The 14,122-nt window shown below is 54.4% G+C and carries 13 protein-coding genes; 4 read left to right on the forward strand and 9 right to left on the reverse strand.

All coding sequences use genetic code 11. The features are described 5' to 3' along the window. The first annotated feature begins 9 nt into the window (after nucleotides 1-9). Entirely contained in the window at nucleotides 10-1,548 is a 1,539-nt protein-coding gene (locus JZ00_RS05410; protein WP_039588687.1) for a conjugal transfer protein TraG N-terminal domain-containing protein, read from the forward strand. On the opposite strand, the gene JZ00_RS05415 is transcribed toward JZ00_RS05410, so the two are convergent. Then, nucleotides 1,541-1,951, reverse strand: a complete 411-nt coding sequence (locus JZ00_RS05415) for a DUF3742 family protein (protein ID WP_039588688.1) — start codon at nucleotides 1,949-1,951, stop codon at nucleotides 1,541-1,543. The genes JZ00_RS05410 and JZ00_RS05415 overlap by 8 nt on opposite strands. 449 nt (nucleotides 1,952-2,400) lie before the next feature. Here JZ00_RS05415 and JZ00_RS05420 point away from each other — a divergent pair, with 449 nt between their 5' ends. Then, nucleotides 2,401-2,730 carry a hypothetical protein gene (locus tag JZ00_RS05420; protein WP_039588689.1) on the forward strand — a complete coding sequence of 110 codons (330 nt, stop codon included), beginning with the start codon at nucleotides 2,401-2,403 and terminating at the stop codon, nucleotides 2,728-2,730. Nucleotides 2,731-2,860: 130 nt separating this feature from the next. After that, nucleotides 2,861-3,823 (forward strand): ArdC family protein, encoded by a 963-nt coding sequence (locus tag JZ00_RS05425; RefSeq protein ID WP_039588690.1) that lies wholly within the window; start codon nucleotides 2,861-2,863, stop codon nucleotides 3,821-3,823. A gap of 134 nt (nucleotides 3,824-3,957) precedes the next feature. Here the strand turns inward: JZ00_RS05425 and JZ00_RS05430 are convergent, their stop codons facing one another. Continuing rightward, a complete protein-coding gene (locus tag JZ00_RS05430; RefSeq protein WP_026067412.1) occupies nucleotides 3,958-4,152 on the reverse strand; it encodes a DUF7740 domain-containing protein in 195 nt (64 codons plus the stop codon). 231 nt (nucleotides 4,153-4,383) lie between these two features. On the opposite strand from JZ00_RS05430, the gene mobH reads away from it, so the two are divergent. Then, nucleotides 4,384-6,108, forward strand: a complete 1,725-nt coding sequence (gene mobH, locus JZ00_RS05435) for a MobH family relaxase (RefSeq protein ID WP_039588691.1) — start codon at nucleotides 4,384-4,386, stop codon at nucleotides 6,106-6,108. Nucleotides 6,109-6,140: 32 nt separating this feature from the next. On the opposite strand, the gene JZ00_RS05440 is transcribed toward mobH, so the two are convergent. From JZ00_RS05440 to JZ00_RS05465, 7 genes are all read right to left on the reverse strand, one after another. Beyond that, nucleotides 6,141-6,833 (reverse strand): hypothetical protein, encoded by a 693-nt coding sequence (locus tag JZ00_RS05440; RefSeq protein ID WP_038436693.1) that lies wholly within the window; start codon nucleotides 6,831-6,833, stop codon nucleotides 6,141-6,143. Continuing rightward, on the reverse strand, nucleotides 6,826-7,779 hold the full coding sequence (locus tag JZ00_RS05445; protein ID WP_039588816.1) for a 30S ribosomal protein S6 modification protein RimK: 954 nt from the start codon (nucleotides 7,777-7,779) through the stop codon (nucleotides 6,826-6,828). Before JZ00_RS05445 ends, JZ00_RS05440 begins: the two co-directional genes overlap by 8 nt. A gap of 14 nt (nucleotides 7,780-7,793) precedes the next feature. Next, a complete protein-coding gene (locus tag JZ00_RS31380) occupies nucleotides 7,794-8,249 on the reverse strand; it encodes a hypothetical protein (RefSeq protein ID WP_049866967.1) in 456 nt (151 codons plus the stop codon). Nucleotides 8,250-8,707: 458 nt separating this feature from the next. Continuing rightward, the gene (locus tag JZ00_RS05455) at nucleotides 8,708-10,000 is read right to left on the reverse strand and encodes a HEPN/Toprim-associated domain-containing protein (protein WP_039588692.1); all 1,293 of its coding nucleotides are present in this window, start codon (nucleotides 9,998-10,000) and stop codon (nucleotides 8,708-8,710) included. Nucleotides 10,001-10,248: 248 nt separating this feature from the next. Then, entirely contained in the window at nucleotides 10,249-11,964 is a 1,716-nt protein-coding gene (locus JZ00_RS05460; protein WP_235433048.1) for a UvrD-helicase domain-containing protein, read from the reverse strand. Further along, a complete protein-coding gene (locus JZ00_RS31385; RefSeq protein WP_235433049.1) occupies nucleotides 11,957-12,310 on the reverse strand; it encodes a hypothetical protein in 354 nt (117 codons plus the stop codon). Before JZ00_RS31385 ends, JZ00_RS05460 begins: the two co-directional genes overlap by 8 nt. A gap of 144 nt (nucleotides 12,311-12,454) precedes the next feature. Next, a complete protein-coding gene (locus JZ00_RS05465) occupies nucleotides 12,455-13,849 on the reverse strand; it encodes an ATP-dependent nuclease (RefSeq protein ID WP_235433050.1) in 1,395 nt (464 codons plus the stop codon). Nucleotides 13,850-14,122 lie beyond the last annotated feature (273 nt).

The raw sequence follows: 14,122 nt of genomic DNA on the forward strand, positions 1-14,122 counted from the left end.
GTCACCACCATGCGCATGAGCACCAACAGCTACCTGGAGTTTTACCTCTCCCTGCTGGCATGGATCATCAACAACGGTATCTGGAACGTCCTGTCCGATACTGGACTGTTCGCCGCACCCTTCGGCGCGATCATCCTGCAAGAGTGGTTGTCGGCCCGCCAGCAAGGCGCGGATGAAGGCAACAAGGGATTGCTCTCTGTACCGCGGATAGAGAACCGGCTGTGGCTGGCCTACATCGTCGTCTTGTTCGGCTGCGCGCCGGTCTTTCCATTGAGCCTCACGTCAATGGCGTTCGATGATGCAGCGAGCCAGCGCTGCGGTATCAGTGTGGCTAAGCCAGCAGAAACCGCCTGGGGGATCACCTTCAATACCATCGGCGCACGCTCCGCCAACGTGCCAATCTGGTGGTTTCTGGTACACGCCTTGAGCAAAGGCGTGACCGCGGCGGCCACCGCCTCCATCCCCTGTGCACCGGATATCCGACAAATGCGCATGGAAATCGACAGTTCGCGCATCGATAGCCAGGTTTTGCTACAGGAAGTCGCCGACTTCACTCGCGATTGCTACGGCTATTCCCGCTCTCGACTGTTCACCAACCGTCCACAGCTGGACAAGGGGCAAAGCCATGACTCTTCCTGGATCGGCTCAAGCTACTTTCTCGACACTCCGGGCTACTACGACACTGATCGCTCACGGACACCGCGAGTCAGTTGGCCCTATGATGAAACCCGTGATGTTTCCTTGCCACGGCTGGAGAATGGCGCGGGCTACCCCACTTGCAAACAGTGGTGGAATGACAGCAGTGTCGGGTTGCGCGAGCGCTTGATCGAGCAAGTCGATCCTTCGCTGCTGACTCAGCTGAAAGGCTGGTTGACTGGCCGCTCAAGCAACGAAATCGAGGATGCCACCCTGCGCGAACTGGTCAGCCCGCGCCAACAATCGATGTCCATGTCGCCCGGACAGGTGTACCAGGACTATGGCTCCAGTGCTCGCGGTGGGTCGATCAATCAGGGGCTCAACAACCTGGCCACCAACACCGGGCTGGCCCTTGGCTCCTTCAGCAACTTCCCAGCAATGAATGCACTATGTGCCGCCCTGCCCATGGTGCAGGCTTTCCTGATCATGGGCGTCATCATCAGCCTGCCACTGGTCCTACTGGTCAGTACCTACCAGCTAAAGACCGTCATGACGGTGACGTTCGCGCTGTTCACGTTGCACATGCTGACCTTCTGGTGGGAGTTAGCCCGCTGGGTCGACTCCAGCATGCTCGATACCTTGTACAACCAAGTATCGGCATCCAATCAGGCGCTGCTGTCGCTGCCGACATCCGGATTTATGGATGGAACGGTCACGGCGCAGGTGATTGAGTATGTGATGGGGGCGATGTTCTTGGTTCTGCCAGGACTATTTCTAGTTGCCATGAGCTGGGCAGGCTACTCAATTGGCAGCAGCCTTGAAGGGATGCTAGGAAGTGCGAGCAAGGCAGCGCATGGCGCGGCAAGCAAAGGCACAGATCAGTTGACGGGAGCTACGAAAAGGATCATCTGACGTCACTACTCGATGATTTGGAATGCCCGATGTAATGACCGTTGTCGTCGTAATTGCCTAGATAGGAGTTGGCCCCTAAAAAGTCTGGACCTGGATCATTGCCTTCAAGATCCGCGTCAATGGCAGCCTTGGACAACAGGAGACCAATCACAGCAACCATCGTTACGACAGAAGCGACCAACCAGAAACCGATAAAGAGCAACCCAAGAATGAGTGCCAGCTTCGTAACCAGAAAGCTCCCACGAACCAATAGCCCACCCGCAGGCATACCTGTCGCCACCGCACGTTTAGCCATACGAGATTCAAATCCTTTCAACCTGCGATAAACACGTTTTACCGACATACCGCATGCATATGCCCAGCGGTGTGCGCGGGAGATCTGAAGTGGATGCTGAGCCGGCATGGTTACGCCCTCTTCTGAGCGTGTTCCTGTGGAAATCGAGATTACAGACTACTACTGAAAACCGCCCATGCTTAACCGTTTATCAGTTTACCTAGCCGAAAACTCTTCACTGGAAGACAGAAGACGCAGCTCGTGCACCAGCGGCTCTATGGCCGTTGACCCGTCCATATCATCCAGCTACATAGAGGGTACGGATCGCTGTTATCGACAGCACCTTCCCAGGTAGCCAGAGCCTTCAAAGCTACGTCACTCCGGTGATGGTTCCCCCCAAGTGCGATTAGCGTTCGGTGGCTCGCACGGTCACGCTTCACGGTGATGAACGCCTACTGCTCTCCCGAGCGTCTTTCGAGCTCGGCTCGTCCTAACCCCTCTTGTTTTTCTTCAACCCAACGCGGGGAATTCTTTCCCCTATGGGACAGGTTTCTTCGCGCTATCAACGGAGGCACACCATGTCCGACTCACTCACAAGCGAAGCACTGAACACTCTGCGCTTGCCCATTGTGTTCACTCCAGACGCGTGGCAACACGCAGTATTGCTCGATGGTTCAAATCATCCTGAAAAGCTGCAGCTCGATAGGCTGAGCAACGTCGTACGCGCAGCCTTCAAAGCTCACCTGGCCGATCCAAACGCACCCTACGTGGTGTTCGAGATAGCTAAGTTCGGCTCAGTGAGTGATGCAGAACATAAACCACTGCTGCGACTGAGCCTCAGCCTGCTTCAGGTATCAGACCAACCTAACGCCCTACTGATAGCGCTTGCGAAAGAGCAGCAACGCTGACCGCAAACGGCCATACCCGACCACTGATCCAACTCAGGCTATACGCAGTCCTGCACCAATCCAACCAATACCCACCGGGGAACCCTCCCCGACGGGCAAGGCGTTCCTCCGGTTTTTCGAGGGAAATGCCATGCGCAATATTTACCAAGACGTGACAAACAAGATCGTTACCGCGTTAGACCAAGGCGTAGCGCCCTGGATCAAGCCCTGGTCCTCAAGTGGCTCAGCCGACGTCGGTCATCACCAACCCTATCCCATCAACGCCATCACCCAGCGTCCCTATTCGGGCATCAATTTACCGCTGCTCTGGACCGAGGCTAGGTTGCAGGGGTTCACTCAAGATCGTTGGCTCACCTTCAACCAAGCCAAAAAAGCCGGCGGGCACATCCGTAAGGGTGAGCACAGCACCCTTGCCGTGCTCTACAAACCGATGGAGCGCGAGAAACAGACCGAATCAGGCCAACCCGTACTTGATGAGAACGGTCAGCCCAAGGTCGCTCACTTTGGCATTCTCAGGACGCATTTTCTGTTCAACATCGAGCAAACGGAGGGGCTCGAAACACTCAACGAAACGGTGCTCGAGACGGAATCGAGCGATCCCTTCTTCCCTAACGCTGCTGCAGAAAGTTTGTTGCTAAGTTCGGGCGCAAATATCATTCATCGATTTTCCGACGAAGCCTTTTACCACCCGATCAGGGATCTCATCCAACTGCCGACAAAAGCGCAGTTTCACGATCAAGGTGGATACTACGCCACCGCGCTTCACGAGCTGACGCACTGGACCGGACACTACTCTCGATTGCAGCGCGAAGGCGTAACCTCTCCGTGTCCATTTGGCTCGCCATACTATGCATTTGAAGAGTTGATCGCCGAAATGGGGGCCGCTTTTTTATGTGCCTACGCCGGTATACGGGGAGAGCTTCGGCACGAGGGCTATATCGACTCCTGGCTCGGCCTGCTCAAGGCTGACAACCGCGCGATTTTCCGCGCCAGTGGCCAGGCCCGATGCGCTTCGGAATATGTGCTCAACCTGGAGCAGCAACGGAAGCAGACGGTAATGGATGACTCGCGATGCATGAACGATGGAGCCTGATCGTCACCTCACTGCTGCAAACACTTCATAGGGTCCAACACGAATTGGACCCCTTTTTCTATGCCCAGAAAAATCCCCACACTGCGGAGCTCTGACGCAATGAATATAAGGTAATCCCGTACCGCAGTACGCCGTTACGTATCCAGATTCTCCGCCAGGTAATCCACCAGATCGAGTGGACTTCGGCTGTCGATCACCTTGTAGATCAGATCACGTTTGCTGCGCGGTAGCTTCTTGACCACGCTCTTAGCCGAGGCCCTGACGGCTTCGTCTGTTCCATGGATACGTGCCGCGAGCAGCAGTATGAGCGTGGCGTCAGTGAGGTTCATGGCAAGACCCGATAAAATTCGCACCGCAGTGTACCGACACCTTCCTTTTTCGTACCAGCATGCGCATCCAATAAAACGGCACCAGGACAAATCGACATTCCGATTGCCGCACAAAGGGAAACGCGTCAAAAGGACCGGTAAGGGTTGGAAGGGAATGGGGAGTCAAGGGTAAGAGCCCTATCCGAAAAGGCTGAAAGGCCACTGACTCTGGCACTTCCCGGGAGGACCATGATGCTCAGTCTGTTTCGACACAAAAGGCAAAAGCCTCCTCCGTCACCCACCATAAACGTCGCCGATGGGTACCTGCCCATCGAATCGTCCCAGCGCTTGTTAGCAGCCGAGCATCGCCGCCAGTTGCTTGATCGCATTTGGCAGTACACCGCCCTCTCCCATCCGCAATTCAGCCAGCTCTATTTAAATCCGATCCATCGCTACGCCGAGCTGGTCCAGCAGCTTCCAGCCAGCGAGACGCACCACCATGCTTATCTTGGCGGCATGCTAGACCATGGGTTGGAACTGGTCGCTTGTAGTTTGAAATTGCGTCAGTCGTATCTGCTTCCCACCGGCGCCGCACCCGAAGACCAAGCAGCCCAGACCGACGCTTGGTCCGCTGGCATCGCCTATGGTGCATTGCTCCATGACATCGGCAAGATCGCCGTGGACCTGCTGGTCGAACGCCAGGATGGCCGTGTCTGGCATCCTTGGCAGGGCCCGCTGGATCAGCCTTACCGTTTTCGCTACTTCAAGGATCGTGACTACCACCTGCACGGCGCAGCCGCGGGCTTGCTCTACACCCAGATTCTCGACCGCTCAATCCTCGACTGGCTCAGTGGATTTCCATCGCTCTGGGCCAACCTACTGTATGTCCTAGCAGGTCAGTATGAACGTGCCGGCGTGCTCGGTGAGCTGGTAATGCAGGCAGACCGTGTTTCCACCGCGCAGAACATCGGTGGTAACCCGAGCAAGGCACTGCAAGCACCGATTCATTCGCTGCAACATCACTTGATCAGCGGACTGCGTCATTTGGTTCAGCACGAGCTGAAACTCAACCAGCCCGGTGCCGCAGGGTGGCTGACCCAGGACGCGCTCTGGCTCGTCAGCAAGACGGTTACAGACAAGCTACGAGCCTATCTGCTGTCGCAATCGATTGAGGGCATTCCCTCGTCCAATCTCGCGGTGTTCGATGAACTGCAATCGCATGGGCTGGTCGAGTCGACTCCAGAAGGTAAAGCGATCTGGACTGCATTAGTCGCCCAGGGAAACTGGCAGCAGAGTTTTACCTTTTTGCGCATCCAACCAGCACTGATTTGGGGGAACGAAGACCGGCCTGAGGCTTTCAGCGGAACGGTGAGCATTGCGACCCATGACCACTCAACTGGCACCCCGCTACCAACACCAACGCCCGAGACAGCCAGTACAAGATCAGGTCAAAGTCAACCGCAGCCGGATACCCGGATGGTAGAGGATGCCGACTACCTCGGTGCGCTGCTGGACATGTTCGAATTGGAAGCGCCTGAGGGCAGAGACGCACTGTCAGAAAGTACTGTCGAAACTTCGACGCTTCAATCGGATAGCCCAGGCCAAACATTTCTGAATTGGGTCAAGGAAGGCATTCTCAGCCACAAGCTGATCATCAACGACAGCAAGGCCAAAATCCACACGGTGAGTGGCAGCGTATTGCTGGTCACGCCAGGCCTCTTCCAACGCTACGCGCAGGAGTTTCCCGGTATCTCTCAGGGCACCTGCCAAGAGATCGAAGAATGGCGTTGGGTGCAAAAGCAGTTTGAGAAGCTGAGGATTCACAAGAAGCGAGACAACGGTCTAAATATCTGGACATGCCAAGTGCAAGGCCCTAGGAAGAAAACAACTTTGAAGGGCTACTTGATTGAGGATCCCAAGCTATTTTTTGAATTGATGCCTCTCGATAATCCTTTTCTTAAAATCGAAACGAATTAGGTATCCGGAGTGCCCCATTGGTCGTCCCTTGCTCACGAAAAGCACATGATCAGGGGATTGATCGCCTCAGGCTTGAACAAGCGGATGCCCTGCTCCACCAGCCAAGTCCCGACCGGCCACACCACTTGGATAACCATCAGCAGTGTGAAGCCCAGGAATGCCCTCAAGAGATATTCATGAGTCATCTTGATTCCGGTGATTTTTCTGTTCACGAGTGGGTAGTTACAAAGGACCGCTATTGATAGCTGTTTGGCCAGAGCCGCTTTGGGGCTGTCTTTTTTCCAGCTCGCGGCGATTTCACCAGGCCCAAGCTGAGTAAACCCAGATACCTTTAATGTGCTGAATGCCCATGCGCCGGCGCGCAGCAAATACGTAACTGCCCAGGCGAAGACGAAGAGCCCAGTGAAGCCAAGCACCTTACTCAATTTGTCATTCCAAAGGCTTGGCAGCAGGGAGACCAAGACAGGAATAAGTGCCGTTATAGCGGCAAGGTAAATGCCGGCTTTGGCATCAGCACCCTTTCGTCGATCAACCTCAGCATCAAAAAGGCGGCGAGACTCATCAAGCGCAACCTCGCTGTCCTTCGACCAATTCCCCTGCCTTACCGATGTCGCGATGCTACGCATCCATTCATCATCAGCAGCTTTTTGTGCCGAAGACAGATCGACCACAACCGGCCATGTCAACCGTATTACTCGGTTCAACCGCCCCCACCCATCAGCCATGAGAAATTCCGACTAGGTTGTCCACAATAGCGGAAGCGATCGGGTACCCGGTTAGATTCTCAATCCATGCCCACTGGCCGTTCGGGTTGATTTCCAAGAACCACAGTTTGCCTTGTCGGTCGCAGATCAAATCGATTGCCCCGTATCGCAGTCCTAGACGCGAGACGAGCTCTAGGCACTGCCGTTCGATCTCGACAGGTAGATTGATTTTCTCGTGCCGTAAATCTGGCCTGCTGCCCTGGCGCCAGTCGACTTCGGTCTCGCTGTGCTCCTGCGACCAAATCGCAGTGGCGAAGAGGCGCTCGCCTACTACGGTGACCCTCACGTCATATTTTTTCACAACCTCGGTCTGGACAATGAAAGGTGTCAACGCCATCGCTCTTGCCTGACCGTCGTCCAAGGTATCGAGGCGCTTGGTGAAGATGACACGTTCGCGTTCGCCAGCCAAAACGGCCTGGCGCAACGGCTTGCCAATGGCTTGATCAACCTGGGTAATCTGACGCGCTGATCGAATGTCGTTAGTGATAATTACGGCCGGCACATTAAAGCCAATCTCGTGAGCCATTAACAGCTGAAGGGGCTTGTCCTCGGCGTTGAAAATCCTGGCAGGTGCATTCAGCCAGCAAGCATCCAGACGCGTATAGAGACTCTTTAAAAAGCTGCTCCATTCGGCTTCGATGTAGGCTCGCTCTCCCGGATCGACCACCTCATCAGGCACGATAGGGGCGCCAGGCCGGCGGAAGTAGGCGCCCGTCACTTGGTCGCCACGGATGGTTTTGCCATCCAGCGTAATTGACCACGCTGTACGAGGATGACTATCCATGGTGCACAAGGATTGTGGGAGCAACTCCGTGTTCCCGCGAAAGTATGGAGTGTTACGACGACGCACCTCGGCGACAATGTAATCCATCGTGATATCACGACGGTTGGTAACCAATAACAACATGAGCGTCTCCCCCATCAGCCTTCGTAGTACCGGGTATCCAGTCCGAAGGTGGGATCGCCATTGTCGTCGTGCTCCAGTTGGAGATTAGTCTTGGTGATCAACTCAAGGATATAAGTGGCTTCGCAGCGGTCGTCGCGTTCGGTAGTCGAATCGGTCTTGGTCACGAGTTGAAGGAGATGGTTTGCTTCCCGAGTGTACTCGTCATCGCTTTCGACTTTTTGGGCAGTCTTCGTCGTCAGCTCCAATTGCCAGGTAGCCTCATCATCCTGCTCAGCATTCACCTTCGTCTTGGTGAGGAGCTCGCTCAGCGCCCCTTGCGCGATGATGGGTTTTACGCCCTCCGCGGTATCGACAACCCACATGTCAAGGGCAGCAGAGTAGTAGCCTGGGATCTTTTCCTCACCAGTTCGCGTCGTAGCGCCATCCGCCAGAAAAGGCGAGGACGCCAACGTCTTTTCCATTGCACCCATACGTCGAACCTCCTGTTGACCTGTCGCGCCAGCGCGGCGGGTAGCTGACAGTACCATCAGGCCATCATGACGGTAAATATTAACGATCGGGATAGTGGCTGCGTACCACTACCGCCATCCTTGGAGAGATGCCTTTAGCTCATGCCAAGCGAGCGAACGACATGGTTTTTAGATTTGCAGAGCGGTGGGGCATCCGCGGTAAGGCCCCACGTAGGATCCGCCCAAGCAAGCGCAAGTCCAAAGACGTGGTCGCACACCCTTTCCGCAGGTCGCCCACGAATACACTTTCGAAGGTCTTGCTGTTGGCGCTGGCGTCGAATTGACCCATTAGTCGATGCCATGATGTTCCAACAGCAATCCGCAAAAAACCAGCACTGGTAACGGTTCATAAGGTAGAAGGTTGGATCAGTAAGGTTTCAGCCACTGGCTCAATGCTGTGCTGGCGATAACACCTGCGGCTAACAACTGAGCATCTCTGCAGCTATGTCACTGCACTGTTCGAGAAGCGCCGCTATCACAACTTGTAACTTACTCGCATCATAGGCACCTGATCCAATGGCTTCAGGGGTCGCCTTATAAAACGCCTTCGCATAGCAATCTTTGTAGTCGAGCGAACCTTGGTATATACCCAGCGACTCCTTGTAATTCGTCCAAGTGACCTGCGGTGATGGCCGGCCCTTCAGCCTGAGGTCGAGGTAACATTCGATAGCCGCCGCGCAGCCGTTGATATCAGCATTCGCAACCCCACTCGGCCCTTTAGCCGGGAAATCGCGCAACTCATCCAAATCAGGGAGCGTCATCACTCTCATGTTCACAGGGAATTTAAAGCGCTGAAGGAGGTTCCGGTAGGTATCAATGCCTTCGGCATCGTTGTCTAAAAGGAAGATCACGCGATTGTGAACATCAATTTTTACCAGCCCTTCCGCGAATTTGGAGAGATTACCGGTACCGGAGAAAGGGTGACGCTCTTCGGTATCGATGAAGCGGAAAAAATCCTCGATATCTGGCCTTAGCAGCGATAGGCCGCGCTTCAAAATGTGAGTATCAGATGTGCCTTCAGTCGCGATTAAATAAGTCTGGGTTCGACGCGCGCTGTCGACGAAATCCTCGTTTTTTGCCCAGCCGGCATCAACGAAGTTGCCGTAATCCCAGACAACATCCTCGTTCAGGTTGGCAGGATTTTCAGCAAGGACCCGAAGGGTTGAGTACGGGCTCAAGAAGCCGATCAGAGAGCCGAAGTGGCTGCGCTCCGAATAACCTCCGATGTCGCGGTCAAAACCCCCGCCCGGCAATAGCGAAACCGCTGGATCAGCGGCGAAGCGGCCTTGTCCATGCGCATGTTCAGCATCATAGCCGTCTACATACTCATTTTTAAGGTCCCTCAAAGCATGCGCCTTGATGAAGTCTACAAACTGTTCGAACGTCAAACGCTCGGGCCGTACTTCGGTGGGCTCATACTCGGCGAACTGGTCGCGGTCGAGCACGACCTGCTTTTCATACTCCGATTTGACTGATCCCATTGTGTACCCGAGTAGCTCCAGCCGTGACACCATGGAACCAAGAGTTCGGCAAAAACATAACTCCATTTGGTGAAGACCTTCAGGGCTATGGGCGTAGTCGTAATCAATATTGCCATAACGACGGAACCGGCGGTCGCTCTCCTGATAGAGCATACCGTGGTCCATACCCATGTAGCCCGTATTATAAGTGAGATCAATATCGCCCACAGACAGTGTGATTGGAGTGCTCATGAAAACCTCATCACCTAGCGTTGATCTGTTATTGATATCCCGATGCTGGCCGCAATGGCGGTACACCAGACATTCTCCAACTTTAGAACCGAGATAGCGCCCGTCGATACCAAACACCTTCCCAAAGCGGCGATACGCAAGCCCCTGAAGATGGACACCATTTTGGTACGCAAATCTATTACTAAACTTCCGTACCATGTCATTACCGCAGCCTGTCGACTCCCTGCTGCTGCGCTCTTCGTGCGTACCTACTTCAAAGCAGGAAGCTCCTCAAAACCAACTGCACGTAACTCGTCGCGCAACTCTTTGATGCAGGAAATGGGCACTGCCAACCAGAACAGATTTCTTGCTCTGGTTACCGCCACATAACCGATACGACCCTCTTCGACATCGGTGCCTGCCAATAACGCTTGGACATTGGACTTCTTCGCCACATACAGCACTGCGCCGATGGACTCAACTTTTACCTGATGGACCGTGTCTACCCTGATACCCGGCCCCTGTTTGGCATCTGCACCTTCACCAGCAAGAGGGAGCTCAAGAAGCTTGGTCTTTGCCAGCTTGTTACCAAGGGTGCCAACTGCCTTCAATCCAAACTGCTTTTCGATCGTCGCAAGCAGGATTTTAAGATTCTTCACAAGCCAGGGATGCCAATCGGTTTTGGCAATGAGAGTTGAGGACGGTAAACCATCGTTTTCATTGCGAATAAAGGCCCATAGCAGTCGCCTCAACCGCAGCATCCATCCCTCATGCGGGGCACCTTGTAACTCGGTACTGAGTCCGTGGGGAGGATCATCCAGCAAACCTACGACAGCTCTGCATACACATTTAAAGCACTCCTGATAGCGCCCTTGCTGATCGCGTAGCAACGCCGCTTCACTGAACATGGCAACGGTGCCTTGTCCCGGAGGGGCGACCTTTCCAGCCAGCACCATCGCTCGATCCGCCGATCTGCAGATAATTGCCGCATCGTCGTGCTGCATTTCCAACTCGTCGATTCGAGCTTTGAAGGAGTCAAACAGCCTGGGGAGCTCCGAATCTTTGTACCCAATGAAATAAGCTCCCCCCGCCTCGATATCTCGATCTGATTTGTCGTTCCTGCCACAAAGTCGGTTCGCAATGTCGATGATCGGTGGTAACGAACGATAATTTCGAGTCAGTTTGTATGGGGTGACACCGGCCCGCGCCGCGTAGGTGTGCAGAAACATACCGTCAGCGCCTGCGAAAGCGTAGATGCCTTGATTGACGTCCCCGATGAGGGACACGGTTGCACCGGCCTTTATCAGGAGTTCCAAGATAGCCTGATGCAGCGTGCCCAGATCCTGAGACTCATCAACGAGGATTTGCGGGTAACGGGCTACTAAAGCTCGAAGCACAGCCGGCTGCTCTACCAAGGTTCGATAAACCCAGTAGCGTCCGAGGTCATGGGTGTAAGCGCCTATGCTTCCAAGCCGTGTAACAGAATCTAGCGCCTTCCAGGTGACTAGGCGTGCTGGCCCTGCGTGGGTATCGACGAAGAAAAACGGACTCCCGTCTTCCATTCCTACCTTTAGTTCCTTGACCGAGAGCGGGCGGTCGTCGCCCCCTGGCCAATACAGATAGTTACTCAGGAACGGCTCAGAACCTGCTACGAGGTAGGCAGCCTTGGTCGCTGCCATGGACCGATAGGCATGAGGTCGAAGTACGTGCTGCGTAAAAAAACCATCCAGCGTGTTGACCTCCACTAGCTTGCGATTGACATCATCCGGCAGCGCCGACGCGAGCTGTTGGTATCCCTTGTTGAACGTGTTGACGGCCACATTGGAGAACGACAACAGCACGACACGACCCCGGCTTTTTTCCATCTTCTGCCGAACTGCGATCAGGCGTCTGATTGCGGTAGCAGTTTTTCCGCTTCCAGCACACGCCGTTACTGAAATCGGACCCAACTCGGCGTCGATGACATTTTTCTGTTCATCAGACATCCTCATGCTTGTTCACTCCCTTGCAGACGTGCCGTATCGCTTGCTCCAGGTACTCGGGTACCTTACAGCCAGGTTGCTTGGCAATGTACTCGGCGAGTGCCTGGGCGTAACGGCCTTTCTGCACATTGCTGCTACTATCTTTGCGCTCGAACATGCCGCAAAACAGTGCTTTGGCCTTCGCCGTGTTGTCTGGCTGAGCGTTGACGATCTTGCCCAACGCCTTGGCAATTCGTGGATGGGGATCGCCGAGAGCCGCCAGCATGGCCTTACGATTCTCCTCAAGAAGCGCCAAGTCATATTCCAGAGTTTTTAAACCATGGAAGATCTTCACAAATGCATCTTCCATACCCTTCATCTTGGTTGTATTGCTGGAGATCCGCACCTCATCCCCAAGGGACGGATAGACCTCAACTCGCTTGACCTTTTTCTTTTTCGCTCCGACTTCGGCTTCAGCTGGATCTTCGTCCTCTGGCTCACCGGCCTCTTCCTGTTAGCTAGCCTCAGCGAGAAGATCTTCGATCACTTCGTCGCTCAATTCACCCTGTGCCTTGCCCTGAATCTCAACCTCTTCGAAAGGGTCGGCGTCAGTGATTACAGAAACCGGAATCCGCAAACCTTTTTCGCCGAACAATGGCAGGAAGGAATCGAAATTGAGCCCCTCCACGCTGATAAGGCTGACACCATACTCACGCAGATCGAGATTTATGAGTTTTGCGAGTGCATCGACCAGCATGAGCTCGGCTGCACCTTCGACGAAGATCACTCGACGAGCAAAAAACAGCTCGGCTCTGGTTACATCCAGATAGCGTTCGAGCTTTTCGCGCTTCCCCTTCTCAAAGGTTATGTCACGGGGGAAGAACGTCTGCACACCTGCCTCGTTCTCGACCAGACAGACCAGCGCCTCAAGCTCTGAGTTACTGGCAAAATTGGGGGAATGGCTTGTGACGAAGAGTTGGACTGATTTGTCGCCCTCACTTTTAGGCACGCTAGCGAGGTAGCGAAGTAGAACCCGCTGCAATTGCGGATGCAGGTGCGCCTCAGGCTCTTCTACAATCAAACTCCGATAGGCAGCATCGGGATTTTTAGCCAGCTCGCTCAGCACCACAGCCATGAAGATCAGGTTGTTGAAGCCCAGGCCGTTCTGCTCAATCTCCAACGCCTCTGCAGTGATGGAGAGTCTTGCCGAAAGACGCTGGAAGTCCGTGGCAGTTAGGCCAATAGCAAGCGCCTGCGCCAACTGCTCACCCATCATCAAGCCGTGACGGGACGAAATTGCGGCATGAGTGCTCTTGAGTGACTCGTTCAATTGAAGTTCGTCATCCAGCTTCTTCAGCGCATCATTAATCGTCTTGCGGCCATCGTCATCGGTCAAAAGATGAAGCAAGCGGGCCAGTTGGCTGTTTCGGCTAGGACGCAGTCCCTGGGCCGCATCACGCAGAGGCTGCAAATAGACGCCGCGAAGATTCTCCATCATATCGGAGGTGAGCGCGACCTCCTGATGATCGCCGCACCATCGTTTTACTTTGAATCGTCCCGTCTGATCCGCGTCGGTGTACCGGACATGGATGTGCGCCTCCATGGTGTTGTCTTCACACGGTTTTAGCGCCGCAATGAAGTCTGCTTCATCCTCATGGCTGAGTCCTTTAAAGACAAAATGGAAGGTGATGTCGCCTGCCGGCTCGCCTTCGTTGGGACGGTGTCGGTCAGAAGTATCAAGACGGGGGTACGGTTCATCATGACCGGCGAGAAGGGTCCGAAGCGCGTCGACTACGGCGCTTTTGCCCACATTGTTTGGGCCTACCAACACATTCAGTCCCGGCTGAAATTTCAGCTTGGCGTCACGCAATTTGCGAAAGTTCTTGATCGTCAGCTCAGCGAGGTACATGAAAGACTCCATCCTTGTTTTGCAGATCAAATCCTATTGAGCTGAAGCGTGCAATAACGGATACGTGATGGATGCTGCCTCAATCGCTCCAAGCTGGAGCAGCCTCTTGCTTGCACAGTGACAAAGCCGTCCGGAGTCATGCTGGAATTTGTCAGGAACTACCATTCTCGATCGCTCACATATCGAGTGCGGTTGGGAGCAAATAATGAGGTAAATTTCATTTTTCTCTGCCTGGAACTGCCGTTCTAGAGCCAAGCCAAAATGTTTTTGGCG

The organism is Pseudomonas frederiksbergensis (assembly GCF_000802155.2).
Classification (GTDB): Bacteria; Pseudomonadota; Gammaproteobacteria; order Pseudomonadales; family Pseudomonadaceae; genus Aquipseudomonas; species Aquipseudomonas frederiksbergensis_A.

Bases quoted from the DNA above. Each gene is read 5' to 3' on its own strand.
- JZ00_RS05410 (WP_039588687.1), top strand. From the start codon at position 10: ATGCGCATGAGCACCAACAGCTACCTGGAGTTTTACCTCTCCCTGCTG.
- JZ00_RS05415 (WP_039588688.1), bottom strand. From the start codon at position 1,951: ATGCCGGCTCAGCATCCACTTCAGATCTCCCGCGCACACCGCTGGGCA.
- JZ00_RS05420 (WP_039588689.1), top strand. From the start codon at position 2,401: ATGTCCGACTCACTCACAAGCGAAGCACTGAACACTCTGCGCTTGCCC.
- JZ00_RS05425 (WP_039588690.1), top strand. From the start codon at position 2,861: ATGCGCAATATTTACCAAGACGTGACAAACAAGATCGTTACCGCGTTA.
- JZ00_RS05430 (WP_026067412.1), bottom strand. From the start codon at position 4,152: ATGAACCTCACTGACGCCACGCTCATACTGCTGCTCGCGGCACGTATC.
- mobH (WP_039588691.1), top strand. From the start codon at position 4,384: ATGCTCAGTCTGTTTCGACACAAAAGGCAAAAGCCTCCTCCGTCACCC.
- JZ00_RS05440 (WP_038436693.1), bottom strand. From the start codon at position 6,833: ATGGCTGATGGGTGGGGGCGGTTGAACCGAGTAATACGGTTGACATGG.
- JZ00_RS05445 (WP_039588816.1), bottom strand. From the start codon at position 7,779: ATGTTGTTATTGGTTACCAACCGTCGTGATATCACGATGGATTACATT.
- JZ00_RS31380 (WP_049866967.1), bottom strand. From the start codon at position 8,249: ATGGGTGCAATGGAAAAGACGTTGGCGTCCTCGCCTTTTCTGGCGGAT.
- JZ00_RS05455 (WP_039588692.1), bottom strand. From the start codon at position 10,000: ATGAGCACTCCAATCACACTGTCTGTGGGCGATATTGATCTCACTTAT.
- JZ00_RS05460 (WP_235433048.1), bottom strand. From the start codon at position 11,964: ATGTCTGATGAACAGAAAAATGTCATCGACGCCGAGTTGGGTCCGATT.
- JZ00_RS31385 (WP_235433049.1), bottom strand. From the start codon at position 12,310: ATGGAAGATGCATTTGTGAAGATCTTCCATGGTTTAAAAACTCTGGAA.
- JZ00_RS05465 (WP_235433050.1), bottom strand. From the start codon at position 13,849: ATGTACCTCGCTGAGCTGACGATCAAGAACTTTCGCAAATTGCGTGAC.